Annotated in this window: 13 protein-coding genes; 9 read left to right on the top strand and 4 right to left on the bottom strand. The window is 30.3% G+C overall.

The window, feature by feature from the left end:
* Positions 1–179 precede the first annotated feature (179 nt).
* Positions 180–1,616 carry a DHA2 family efflux MFS transporter permease subunit gene (locus tag M4L39_RS05785; protein ID WP_277581178.1) on the top strand — a complete coding sequence of 479 codons (1,437 nt, stop codon included), beginning with the start codon at positions 180–182 and terminating at the stop codon, positions 1,614–1,616.
* A gap of 110 nt (positions 1,617–1,726) precedes the next feature.
* On the opposite strand, the gene M4L39_RS05780 is transcribed toward M4L39_RS05785, so the two are convergent.
* Positions 1,727–2,041 (bottom strand): antibiotic biosynthesis monooxygenase family protein, encoded by a 315-nt coding sequence (locus M4L39_RS05780; RefSeq protein WP_277581177.1) that lies wholly within the window; start codon positions 2,039–2,041, stop codon positions 1,727–1,729.
* Between the two features lie 163 nt (positions 2,042–2,204).
* Entirely contained in the window at positions 2,205–2,558 is a 354-nt protein-coding gene (locus tag M4L39_RS05775) for a winged helix-turn-helix transcriptional regulator (protein ID WP_277581176.1), read from the bottom strand.
* A 275-nt stretch (positions 2,559–2,833) separates the two neighbouring features.
* Between M4L39_RS05775 and M4L39_RS05770 the strand changes: the two genes are divergently transcribed.
* The 3 genes from M4L39_RS05770 (at position 2,834) to M4L39_RS05760 (ending at position 4,854) form a co-directional block, all read left to right on the top strand.
* Positions 2,834–3,004 (top strand): hypothetical protein, encoded by a 171-nt coding sequence (locus tag M4L39_RS05770; RefSeq protein WP_277581175.1) that lies wholly within the window; start codon positions 2,834–2,836, stop codon positions 3,002–3,004.
* 218 nt (positions 3,005–3,222) lie between these two features.
* Positions 3,223–3,447, top strand: a complete 225-nt coding sequence (locus M4L39_RS05765; RefSeq protein ID WP_277581174.1) for a hypothetical protein — start codon at positions 3,223–3,225, stop codon at positions 3,445–3,447.
* Positions 3,448–3,849: 402 nt separating this feature from the next.
* Complete coding sequence (locus M4L39_RS05760) at positions 3,850–4,854, top strand: fatty acid desaturase (RefSeq protein ID WP_277581173.1); 1,005 nt, start codon at positions 3,850–3,852, stop codon at positions 4,852–4,854.
* Positions 4,855–5,087: 233 nt separating this feature from the next.
* Here the strand turns inward: M4L39_RS05760 and M4L39_RS05755 are convergent, their stop codons facing one another.
* Positions 5,088–5,750 carry an ABC transporter ATP-binding protein gene (locus M4L39_RS05755; protein ID WP_277581172.1) on the bottom strand — a complete coding sequence of 221 codons (663 nt, stop codon included), beginning with the start codon at positions 5,748–5,750 and terminating at the stop codon, positions 5,088–5,090.
* A gap of 15 nt (positions 5,751–5,765) precedes the next feature.
* Entirely contained in the window at positions 5,766–6,815 is a 1,050-nt protein-coding gene (locus M4L39_RS05750; RefSeq protein WP_277581171.1) for an ABC transporter permease, read from the bottom strand.
* A gap of 350 nt (positions 6,816–7,165) precedes the next feature.
* Here M4L39_RS05750 and M4L39_RS05745 point away from each other — a divergent pair, with 350 nt between their 5' ends.
* From M4L39_RS05745 to M4L39_RS05725, 5 genes are all read left to right on the top strand, one after another.
* Positions 7,166–8,674 carry an NAD(P)H-binding protein gene (locus M4L39_RS05745; RefSeq protein WP_277581170.1) on the top strand — a complete coding sequence of 503 codons (1,509 nt, stop codon included), beginning with the start codon at positions 7,166–7,168 and terminating at the stop codon, positions 8,672–8,674.
* Positions 8,675–8,687: 13 nt separating this feature from the next.
* Positions 8,688–9,173, top strand: a complete 486-nt coding sequence (locus M4L39_RS05740; protein ID WP_277581169.1) for a TspO/MBR family protein — start codon at positions 8,688–8,690, stop codon at positions 9,171–9,173.
* Positions 9,174–9,189: 16 nt separating this feature from the next.
* A complete protein-coding gene (locus M4L39_RS05735; RefSeq protein WP_277581168.1) occupies positions 9,190–9,657 on the top strand; it encodes a glycosyl-4,4'-diaponeurosporenoate acyltransferase in 468 nt (155 codons plus the stop codon).
* A gap of 18 nt (positions 9,658–9,675) precedes the next feature.
* Positions 9,676–11,163: a phytoene desaturase family protein gene (locus M4L39_RS05730; RefSeq protein WP_277581167.1), complete on the top strand. Its 1,488-nt coding sequence runs from the start codon at positions 9,676–9,678 to the stop codon at positions 11,161–11,163.
* 69 nt (positions 11,164–11,232) lie between these two features.
* Positions 11,233–12,291, top strand: coding sequence for a glycosyltransferase (locus M4L39_RS05725; RefSeq protein WP_277581166.1), 1,059 nt, complete (start codon positions 11,233–11,235; stop codon positions 12,289–12,291).
* The last annotated feature ends 148 nt before the right edge of the window (positions 12,292–12,439 follow it).

Here is a 12,439-nt window from a genome sequence, read left to right as displayed (position 1 = left end):
CAAACAATTTTTTGGATTTTGTCTTTTATCAAACCGTTAATAAACGTAATGATTCAAATGGTATTTTAAGCAACATAAAACGATATTTTGTAATTTGTTTATCTGTTTAAACTCTATTATAATAGTTAATTGTCAATTAAACAACAATGTGTAATTTAAAAGATGAAGGAGTCTTAATAGTGAGCAATCAAATTAATATAAATAAATTTCCTAAAAAGATAATTATCACTATTTTAATTTTAGGAACATTTTTAACAGCTTTTAATCAAACTGTGATGAGTGTAGCAACACCACAAGTCATGAAAGATTTAGATGTTTCGGCAGCTACAGCACAGTGGTTAACAACTGCCTATATGTTAGTAAATGGCGTCTTAGTACCTATTACAGCATTTTTAATGAAACGATTTACGACGAAACAATTATTTACGAGTGCAATGTTCTTATTCTTACTTGGTTCATTGATAGCAGCAATGTCTACTGATTTTACATTTCTGTTAGTCGGAAGAATGGTTCAGGCCTCAGGGGCAGGTATTATGATTCCACTCTTGTATAGTGTAGTAATGATTTTATATCATCCGTCTGAACGCGGTACGGTCATGGGTATGGTTTCTTTAGCAGTATTATCTGCACCAGCCATCGGACCAACTATTTCAGGTTATGTTATTGATGTACTGTCATGGCAGTCACTATTCGGTGTTTTAGTACCTGTATCACTTATCGTTATTGTATTAGGATATTTCTTCCTTGAAAACGTAACTGAAATACAGAAAGATAAAATTGATTTAACGAGTATGTTATTATCAACAATTGCATTTTCATTTATATTATATGGTTTTAGTAGCGCAGGAGAAAAGGGATGGACAAGCACCATCGTGATGATATCATTTGTAGTCGGCATCATTTCACTGATTCTATTTATTATAAGACAATTGAAAGCTATAAATCCATTTTTGGATCTAAAAGTATTTAAATACGGCACATTTACATTAACGAATATTATTAATATAGGCGTTACGATTATAATGTATGCCGATATGATTTTATTACCTATCTATTTACAAAATGTACTTGGTTATTCGGCTATGGAATCAGGTGTTTTCATGCTTCCTGGGGCAGTATTGATGGCTGGGATGAGTCCTATAGCAGGTAAATTATATGATTTGTTTGGAGCAAAATGGATTACTATCGTAGGTGTTATTATTACAATTGTCTCAACGATACCATTTATAGACTTATCACAAGATACCAATTATTACTATTTATTAGCAGCAAGTACAGGAAGAAGGATTGGTATGGCCTTACTCCTAACACCAATTCAAACTGCGGGTCTGAATGTGATACCGAAAGAATTAAGTGCGCATGCTTCAGCAGTATGGAATACAATCAGACAAATTGCTGGCGCGATTGGCACCTCATTGCTTGTTACAATTATGACTATGGGTTCAAAAAATTATATTACCGATCATGCGAGTGCATCTGATTCGCAAGCACAACTCATGTTACAAGCTAATATACATGGTATTAATATTGCTTATTTTGCAATTGTTATAGTAGCTGTTATCAGTTTAGTACTGTCCTTTTGGATTAAAGAAAGAAAAGCTATAAAGGAAGATTAATTTTATAAAATAATCGTTATTAAGAGAAAAATTTACTGTTGAACCACTAAAGACACTTCTGTTTAAAAGAAGTGTCTTTAGTGGTTTTTCTGTTAATTACAGATTATATTTTATATATCTAGTAACTCAAATTGTTTTAGTTGTTTTTCAATACTTGTAGGTTTAGAATTTTCTTTTTCTTCCTTGCGCATATTTTTATGTTCTTCAACATGTGCTGGACGTGACACCCATGCTTGGAAATCCTTTTTTTCATTCCATTTCGATACAATAGAGTATGAAATTTTAGATTTTGTTTCGTTTTTCCAAATTTCCACGTCTATTAAACCATCATATCCTGAAAAATCATCTTTAGCATGGCTTACTTTGTTATCCAAAATCGCTCTATCTTCTATATTAGCTGTAAAATTAGCTTGTGCTATGAACATATATGTCATCCCTCCTTGACGGTATAAACTAATTTTAGCAAAAATAAAAAGTTAAAACATATGAAATGCATTAAATTAATATTCTGTGATTAATTCAACCAAAGTGTCTTAACTTTATTCCCGCTATTTGGGGGCAGTCTTTATTTATGTCCAAGGCTCGGGATTAAATGTCTCTGTATTCTCTTCCATAAGCTTCCATCATATCTATAATTGGCATGAGTGCTTGACCTTTGTTTGTTAGACTATACACAACTTTAGGCGGAACTTCTGCATAAACTATTCTATTAATAAGACCATCATTTTCTAATTCTTTAAGTTGTTTCGTTAATGAACCTTGAGAAATGCTTGTTAAAAATTTCTTTATCTCTCCAAACCTATAATCACTTTCTTTTAGATACCATAAAATTAAATTTTTATAACGACCTGATAAAATATTCTGGGTATAAGCGATACCATATACGTCTCGATGCTCTTCTATAACGTTTTCGTCAAAGTCATAATTACATATTTTAACCATCTAAACCCCTCTATATCACAATAGTACTATTTTTAATACTATGTCATTATTTATTACCTACTTCAATGATGATTCCATTCGTATTAATATACTACATAGGATATTTATTGAAAAGCAGTCCTTTTTAATTATGGCTTCTGATAATCATTTGTTATGTAAACGATACCGAACAGGTCATTTATTAAACCCCTCAGCAGATTATTAGTGAGCAGAGTTATTGTTATTTCTGCAATGTATTATTACAATTGTTTATAAGGGGAGCATGGGGGATACTAATGGTTAACTTTGATAAAAAGGAAATAGAAATAAGCAAAACAAATGAAACACGATCTAATGAAATATCTAAAATGATTGCAGAAGGCGGTTGGGGCGCTGACCAGTATTACACTATAGACAAGCAACAACCCGATCAAACCCGATCAAAAAATTTTAATAGAAAATATTGACCAATTCAAAGATGAAATAAGTCAAAAAGATAATGATGATTTAATTGATCTATTAATACTAAACGCTCAAGAAAACACCAACTCAAAAGATAATCATGCTTTGATTATTATAAAAAAAGAACTGCTTAGCCGAATGTAATAAAAATTAAATTTAAAAAAACTGAGACACCTAAATCTTTAGGTGTCTTTACTATTCTAATAATAAGGAGCAAAAATTTGTGAAAACAAAAGATCAACAACCCTGTATTTTAGATGACGAGCTAGGGTCAAGAGAAGAAGTTGAAATACATCAGCAAAGAATTAAAGAATTAGAAGGATATAATGGACAAGAGGGTAAAAGTTATAATAGTAAAATCATTATTTTTACAAATATACTGCTATTTACATTAACAATCATTTTATACGTTATTATACAGGCAAATAAAAATAGCACTTTAAGATAAACAATGGTTATAAACAAACTAATTCTTTTGAAAAATAGAATTAGTTTGTTTGTAGTCATAACACAAAATTTTACGTACCAAAACAATTGTAATAATAAAAGAAGCTATTGCCGAAATGATTAAGAAACTTCTTGTCGAATAGGAAGTCTCTTTTAATATATTTTGTTTGTTTACTACTCTTAAAGGGAAAATTGATTAAAATTGTTAAATGAAGTTTAAGGGGTGAATCTTTTCTATATTAGCACTTAATAATTTTTTCTAGAAATATAAATATAACAAGGGTAAATAAAAAAGTTGAAAAATGTATTGCTAACAAATCATTCACAACTTTAAAAATAAATCATACAGTAGTTTAATCTCGTTGTACTTATCGCAAGTAAATAAGAGAAGGGAAAGGAATTTATGGAAAAAGAAAAAAAGAATTTATTAAAAACAGTAAAACCTTTTGCAGGATCAAATTCTAAAAAGAGTATAATTCAAATTATAGGCACTTTGCCTCCGTTATTTGTTCTTCTTACTATGGCCGCGTTTTTATTTTATGTTCATTGGTCCTTAGCAATATTATGTAGCGTCGTTGCTTCTTGCTTTCTGGTTCGGACATTTATCATATTTCATGATTGTTGTCATGGGTCTTATTTGAAAAAGAAAAAAAATAACGATTTACTTGGTAATATTACAGGGCTAATGACAACTTTCCCGTATACAAAGTGGCGCCGTGAACATATGGCACATCACGCTGGGAGCGGCAATTTAGAAAAACGTGGCATCGGAGATATTTGGGTGATGACAGTTGAAGAATATCGAGAGTCTTCACGTATAGACCGTTTAGCATATCGTGCTTACCGAAATCCTTTTGTTATGTTCGTCTTAGGACCTTTTTTCTTAGTCTTCATTTCAAATCGTTTTAACTCAAAAAAGGCTAAACAGAAAGAACGTCTTAACACTTGGATGCATAATATACTATTAGTCGTATTACATGGCTCATTAATCTATCTCTTGGGCCCTGCTGCATATTTTGCGGTGATTGTACCTATGGTTTTCATTTCAGGTATGGCAGGTATATGGCTATTTTATATCCAGCACACGTTTGAAGATTCTTATTTCGAGGAACCCTCAGAATGGGAGTTTGTCAAAGCGTCTATCGATGGTAGCTCATTTTATAAGTTACCTAAAATCTTGCAATGGGTTACAGGCAACATTGGCTATCACCATGTACACCATTTAAACCCAGGAATTCCAAATTATTCTCTAGAAACAACACATAATAATGTTACTCCTTTACACCATGCGACCTCAATAACATTTAAAGAGAGTTTAGCATCGCTAAAATACAAATTATACGATGAAAGACGTAAGCGATTTATTACATTTAGAGAATTTTCTCAAAAGTATGATTTTTCGGGATAATCGTGTAATCGGAATCAAAAACTCGTTTGGGAATATGTGAAATAAACCAATGCCAAATCATGCAGTTTAACAATATAAATTATTATATAATCAACAATTAAAAACGATAGTTATTAAGACAAAATTTGATTATGAAACGATTAAAAGACTCCTTATTAATAAGGAGTCTTTTTTGATATATCTTCTGATAATCATTCGTTCTGTTAACTATCTATTTTTATTATAGTTTAAAATTATTTCAAATTGAGTATTCCATCATTCATATGGTAAATTTTATCACAATAAGCCGTTAGTCTTTCATCATGAGTGACTATAATACAAGTTTTATTTCTAGTTTTAGTTTGTTCTTGTAACATTTTCATGACTTCCATAGCATTATCAGTATCGAGTGAAGCCGTAGGCTCATCAGCTAATATTATAGAAGGATTGGTGTAGAGAGCCTTTGCGATAGCAACTCTTTGTTTTTGTCCCCCAGATATTTCACTTGGTAATTTACGTCCTAAGTCATTTAATCCCAATTGGTCCATCATATTTTTGTAATCTTCATCAGCTAAAACATCTTTTTTTTGTTTCTTTAACAGTTTAAACTGCTGTTTAACGCTTAAAAAAGGTACTAAATTTGTTGCTTGTAAAATAAAACCAATTTCTTCCATTCTAGTATGTGCTAATTGTTTTTGATTCATTTTAGATACAGGTTTGTTGTTAATAACCACTTCTCCTGAACTAGGTGTTTGTAATGCCCCAGCTATAGTTAAAAAAGTACTTTTACCAGATCCTGAAGGTCCAACTATAGCAATAAGTTCATTTTTATAAAATTTTAAATTTGTTGATTTTACAGCTTCAATAGTTTGGTCGCCATCTTCGAAAAATTTTGTTACATCTTTAAATTCTAGCATTTATTATACTCCAATCTATCCTATGGCTTTTAATGGATCAATCTTTCTAATCGTTAATACAGAGAACAAGCTACCTGCGAGTGAAATTAAAATAAGCACAATTCCAAATATAATCAGTGTAAGGAAATTGAACATTATTGGTACAGCATTTGGTAAAAAGATACTTGTTAGTAGAGTTAAACCTAAACCAATTAATGTTCCGATAAAAGATAGGATGAATGTTTGTGATAATACTACTTTTGCTAAATAGCTATTGGTAAAGCCTTGTGCCTTAAGCACTCCAAATAAATTTGTTTTTTGGAGTGTTATTACATATAAAAATATACCAATTACAGTAGCAGATATAACAAATAAGAATGTAATCATAAAGTTTAACGTTAGATTTTGAGCTTGATAACCTGGTAAGTTTTCCACAAATTTATCAATTTCTATTGCCTCTAAATCGTTATCAATATTTTTATTTGCCCATCTACTATCTTTCACGACTATAGCATTTGTCTTATCATTAGTAAGCATTGGATTGATTTTTTCTATTGTTTTATTATTAGAAAATAATACAGGTGATGCATTATATTTAGCACTTTCGCTAAAACCAACAATTTTTAACTTTTCATCTGATTGAGATAAAGTCAAATTATCACCAATATGAAAGCCTTTTTCTTTTAATGTAGCATCTGCCACTACTTCGTTGTTGTTTTTAATATTACTTCCTTCAATAATATTAGGTACTAAAAATGAATTAGCTGTAACACCAAATAATAGGGCATTTTCTTCTTTCTTACTATTAGAAGCAATCACACCTGTTTGTTTAAGCGTGGTTTGTTCTTTATATTTATCAGATAACTTATTTTTATCAAAGCTAGATTGTTCTACCGTTTGATTGGCATCTTTGTTAAGAATAATTGCATCTGCTTCCCATTTGTCTATGCCTTCTTTATTCATATTTATAAGACCATTTGCCAAACCAGAAAGTAGAAAAAGCAAATAACTAATCATAATAAGTACACCGATAATTAAGCTGAATTTTAATTTATTTCTTTTGATTTCATTCCAAGCTAAAAACATGTATGCCTCCTTAAAAACTGATAAGTATATGTATCCGTAAATGATTTTTTATTAATAGTATTATTGTACATCTAATTGTGCACGAATCAAAGAGATTGAAAGTTTATTTTTAATTTTAAAATCAATTTAGATTCATCTGATTTAAAAAACATATATTAAATATATGTTTTTTTCTGAAATTATGGGGAATATTTTCTATAAGAGACATAGAACTCTTCTCATTAAATTATATTTTTTAAAACTACATGTTATATAACGTAAGTTTTATTTAAGCGAGGTGGGAATTCCTACTCGCTTTTTTTATTAAAATATAATTCATTTTAAACTTTATATGATAGGAGAATGAAAATATGACTGAAATTTTACTAACAGGCGCTTCTGGCTATATTGGTGGACATCTTAAAGAGAGTTTAAAACAAGATTATGAAATAGTAGCTATTTCTAGAAATATAGATAATAAAAAAAATGAGAACAATGTAACTTGGAAATCTGCAGATTTATTTGCTTTAAATGAGATTAGTAATGTAATGGAGGGCGTTGATACTGCAATATATTTAGTACACTCTATGATGCCATCAGCAAAACTTACACAAGCAAATTTTGAAGATATGGATGCTTTACTTGCAGATAACTTTGCTAGAGCTGCTAAAGCAAATGGTGTTAAGCATATTATTTTCATGAGCGGATTGATTCCAAAAACCAATACATTGTCTCCTCATTTAAGAAGTAGATTAGAATGTGAAAAGATTTTAGGCTCATATGATGTTCCTGTCAGTACTTTGAGAGCTGGATTAATTATAGGTTCAAAAGGAAGTTCATATCCAATACTAAAAAAACTTGTTGAACGTTTGCCTATGCTTGTTTTACCTAGTTGGGCTTACAATACGACTTTACCTGTGGCAATTGAAGATATCATTGATGGTTTAGTTGCTATGGTCAAAAGATCTCCTGAATATAATGAATCAATAGATATTGGTGGCCCTGAACATATGACTTATAAGGATTTGTTTAGACGTACTTCAAATGTACTAGAAAAACCTTTACCTATGGTAGATTTACCAATTATCCCAATATGGTTAAGTAAATATTGGGTGAAGCTGATTTCTGGAACGCCCAAAGAAATGCTCTACCCTTTAATGGATAGTTTGGTTCATGATATGAATAGGAATAAAACAAAAACTGTGGAAGATATTTCTATTGGAAAAGTTAATTATGAAGAGAGTGTTGAAAAAGCACTAGAAGAAGAAAAAAATACTACATCCAAAAAAGGAAAGTCGAAAAAGCAGCCATTAAAAATCAAGGATGTTAGAGCAATTACACGTATAGATATTCCTCGTGAGTATACAATAAGTGATATTGAAAGTGTGTATGCGAATTTCTTAAAACGTTTTACTTTTAATGTTATTGAAGGCGAAATTAATGATAATTATTTTGGAATTAAAATACCTTTCTTGAACAAAATGTTATTTCTATTAGAAAAAGATCATGATGCCTCTGATGATAATCGTATTTTATATCGTATTATTGGTGGTGATTTTTCATATTCAAACAGTGGTGGTAATGCAAGCCTAGAGTTTCGACGTATTTTAGATACAGATAAAGGGCTAGTTGCTTTACAAGAGTATCAACCTACGTTGCCATGGTTGGTATATAAATTGACTCAGGCTAAACTACACAAAAGTGTAATGAATCTGTTTGCTAATAAAATGAGTTATTTAGCAAACAATGGGACAAATAGAACTGATAAGATGTGTAAAATAGTTAAACCAATTGTAATTGCATCAGTAAGTATTACTCTTTTTAAGAAATACAAAAAATATTTAGCAAGAAGAAATAAAATGTCTAATGCTGAATTGTAAGGAGTCTGAATCGATGTCTTTAATTAAAAATATAGCTAGAATAACCGTTCCATTTATAGGCGGAAATTTAATTGGAAAATTTGCAGTAAAAAATGCGCGTAAAGACTATAGAAAAAACGTGAAGCCACCATTTTCACCACCTGGCTATGTATTTCCAATAGTTTGGCCCATACTCTATACAAGTATGGGTATTGCATATACGATAGCTAAAAACACTAAAAATATAAAAAATACTAAAAGTGTTACAAACTCCCATTATACTCAATTAGGACTGAATTATTTATGGTCTCTTTTATATTTCAAATACAAATTAAGAGGCTCAGCATTGATAGAAAGTTATGTGCTTTTATTAGCAGTTATTGTAATGAGCATTAATTTTTATAAAACGAATAAATTTAGTGGTTTAATTATGATTCCTTATATTATGTGGTCTACTTTTGCAAGTTACCTTACAACGGGTAATTGGATATTAAATAAAGATAATCCTGATTATCATTAAAATGGGGCTATAATTTATGAAAAAAGAAGCTTTTATTTGTACACTATATTGGTTTTTAATGCATATGAGTATCTCAATGATAGGCACTATATTATCTAACAAATTTTTCGAAAAAAATACTAGGTATTTCAAAACCTTTAATTGGGAGCATGAAGGCAGATTTTGGGAAAAATGGTTTAGGGTAAAATCTTGGAAAGATCATCTTCCTGATGGAAATAAATTAAATTCTAAAATTAAAAGCAAAGTAAGATTAGAAAAAATCTATTCAAAAACATATATTGAAGAATTTATCATAGAAACAAAAAAGGCTGAACTCATTCATATATTATCTGTTACCCCTTGTTTGATATTTTTGAATCAAGAAAGAAAAATAAAAAATATAAACATCTTATATGCTATCTTAGTTAATGTCCCATTCGTAATTGTTCAGAGATATAATCGGCCTAAATTAGAACGTTATTATCAGCGTAAGTTTTTAAAGTAGAAGCGAGGTGTTTTAGTAATGAAAAAGAGTGTTGTCGTTATTGGTGGCGGATTGGGAGGTATCACTGCAGCTATTAGAATGGCTCAAGAAGGGTATCAAGTTGAATTATATGAAAAAAATGGGCATATTGGCGGCAAAGTAAACCGTTTAGAAACAAAAGGGTTTGGGTTTGATTTAGGGCCTTCTATTTTAACAATGCCCGAAATTTTTAAAAGCTTATTTCGCTATAGTAGTAAAAAAATAGAAGATTATATCAATATTGAAAAATTAGAATTACAAATAAGAAATTTTTATCATAACTACGAAATTATTGATTTATATCAGTCATTACAAGATACATTTGAAAATAACCAAAATGTCTCACAAAAAGATATAGATGAAATGCAACAATTTTTTGATTACGCAGAGCGCATACATCGCTTTACAGAATTAGGTTATTTTAATAAAGGGTTAGATTATATTAAAAATTTAATTCAATTTCATGGTCCACTTAGCGCGCTTAAAGGATTTGATTATTTTCATACTATGCAACAAGCTATTAATAAGCGAGTTAGTAATCCCTATCTTCAAGAAATGCTAGGGTACTTTATTAAGTATGTAGGGTCGTCTTCATATGATGCCCCTGCAGTGATGTCTTTACTACCACAAATGCAACACGAACAAGGTCTGTGGTACGTTTCAGGTGGTATTCATAAATTAGCAGAAGGATTAGAACAACTTGCTTTAGAAGAAGGTGTAGAAATCCATCTTAATCAAAGTATAGTTGCAATGGGAACAGGCCAACAAAATCAAATTACATATATTGAATTAGAGGACCAAACACGTATTAAGGCTGATTACTTTATTTCTAACATGGAAGTATTACCCTTGTATAGAAAGTTATTAAGTATTAATGAAAAAAAATTAGAAAAACTGGAAGATAAATTTGAACCAGCAAGTTCAGGTTATGTGATGCATTTAGGAGTTAGTAAGCAATACCCACAACTTAAACATCATAATTTCTTTTTCTCAATTGATTCTAAACGTAATTATCATGAGGTGTTTCATGAATATAAATTACCTACAGATCCGACTATATATGTGGTTAATTCAAATAAAACAGATGAGAAACAGGCACCAAAAGGGTATGAAAATATTAAAGTGTTACCTCATGTTCCATATATTCAAGAGCATCCATTTAGTAAAGTTGAATATGAACAGTTTCGAGAAGTGATTTTAAAAAAATTAGAAGCAATGGGTCTCACTGATTTAAGACAAAATATCGTTTATGAAGACACATGGACGCCGCATGATATTGAACAGAAGTACTGTTCTAATAAGGGTGCAATTTATGGTGTGGTGTCAAATCGCAAGAAAAACCACGGCTTTAAATTCCCTAAGAAAAGTCCATATTTCAGCAATTTATACTTTGTAGGAGGTTCAGTAAATCCAGGGGCAGGTATGCCTATGGTGGCATTGAGTGGAATACAAGTTGTAGATCAGATTATAGATGAAGATGGTGAATAATCCAAAATGCATATCATATATGGGCTATTTATATGTTTAATATTTATATCAATAGTAAGTGGATACTTTATGTATAAATTTCGTCGAAAAATACCACACATATCAAATAATGTTAGTGATAATAGCCAAGTAAGTATTATTATTCCCGCACGCGATGAGGAACATAACTTAGCGCAATTACTTTCTTCGATTCATCATAAGAATCAATATGACATTATCGTTATGAATGATGCGTCTTCTGATAGAACGAAGGCAGTCGCTGAATGTTATAATGTAAGGGTATATGACGTTTCTAATGATTCAACTTGGAAAGGAAAGTCTCATGCTTGTTTTGAGGGTGCAACTTTTGCACGTGGCTCTTTGTTGTTATTTTTAGATGCAGATGTAATGTTAACAGATGCCTTTAGCATCGATAGATTGTGTGAACAATACAAAGTACAACAAAGCAAAGGAATATTATCTGTACAGCCCTACCATGTTATCCAAAATTGGTACGAAAATATCTCGGCTATATTCAATTTAATGACAATTGTAGGTATGAATATATTTTCAATTACTAAAGGTAAGAAGGGCACTAAAAGTGCTTTTGGCCCCATACTTTTAACAAATAAAGCAGATTATAAAGAGGTTCAAGGTCATTTGAATGCTAAGAATGAAATAATAGAAGGCTTTGCATTAAGTAAAGCTTATAACGATGCAAACATGCCTGTAGAAATGTTTGAGGGCGAAGGTATAGCTAACTTTAGAATGTATCCACAAGGTTTTAAAGCTCTTATCGAAGGATGGAGTAAGCATTTTGCACTTGGTTCTATGATAACTAAAAGGAGTACAATGTCTTTAATATTTATATGGTTAATGGGCTCTGTCCTCTCTACTTTGCTTATATTAGCATCAACGCAATTAAACGCTGTTTCTATTATTTTTTCAATAATAGTTTATGTTATTTATACTTTTCAATTCTATCTTTTAATTAGAAGAACGGGAAATTTTTTCTTTATTGCTAGCGTATTTCACCCAATACTTTTTATGTTTTTTTTAGCAATATTTACTAAATCATGGATTGATATAAATATATTCAAAAAAATCATATGGAAAGAACGGGAAATAACTTTCAAAAATAAAAAGTGAAGGTTTTATTTTTGGTATGGACCTACAATTGTTATGATGCTGAAATTTATAAAAATATGGACAATTAATTAGAAATGAAGCAAGTACTGTATACTTTAATTCAATAGAAAAATAAATTTAAGAGTAAATAAAATTTGTTCAAGGAGGT

It is taken from the genome of Staphylococcus equorum, assembly GCF_029531845.1.
Classification (GTDB): Bacteria; Bacillota; Bacilli; order Staphylococcales; family Staphylococcaceae; genus Staphylococcus; species Staphylococcus equorum_C.
The sequence above is the reverse complement of the archived record's forward strand: the minus strand, read 5'-3'. Positions and strand labels throughout refer to the sequence as shown.